1 pseudogene is annotated in these 557 nt (G+C 45.6%); it reads left to right on the plus strand.

Annotated features, from left to right (window positions below):
- Window positions 1-53 precede the first annotated feature (53 nt).
- Window positions 54-488: pseudogene (locus tag ACM0OR_RS28350) on the plus strand (NADH-ubiquinone oxidoreductase-F iron-sulfur binding region domain-containing protein); the annotation flags it as partial.
- Window positions 489-557 lie beyond the last annotated feature (69 nt).

A 557-nucleotide genomic window follows, 5' to 3' on the forward strand; every position in this document is an offset into this window, starting at 1 on the left:
ATCTTGTATTCAATTGTATAATCATTTGTGTAATTAATTTTGTTTAATTACTTATTCCTGATGGTGGTATAGCGAAAGCAGTACAAACAGGTGGCCCTTCTGGGGGATGTATTCCCGCCGCCGCTTTTGATACTCCTGTAGACTATGAATCCTTAACTAGCCTGGGTTCAATGATGGGTTCTGGTGGGATGATCGTCATGGATCAAACTACCAACATGGTAGATGTCGCCCGGTTCTTCATGGAATTTTGCATGGATGAATCCTGTGGTAAGTGCATTCCTTGCCGAGTCGGGACTGTGCAGTTACACGGATTATTAACCAAAATTAGCGCAGGGAAAGCATCACAAGCCGATTTACAGCTCCTAGAAGAACTGTGTGACATGGTGAAGCACACCAGCCTATGCGGTTTAGGCCAGTCTGCACCCAATCCCGTATTCAGTACCCTACGCTACTTCCAGGACGAGTATTTGGCATTGATTGGGGAGTAGGGAGTGCTGAGTGCTGAGTAGAGAGTGTTGAGTAGAGAGTGTTGAGTAGAGAGTGTTGAGTAGAGAGTG

It is taken from the genome of Anabaena sp. CCY 9402-a (genome assembly GCF_963920945.1).
Classification (GTDB): domain Bacteria; phylum Cyanobacteriota; class Cyanobacteriia; order Cyanobacteriales; family Nostocaceae; genus Trichormus; species Trichormus minutissimus.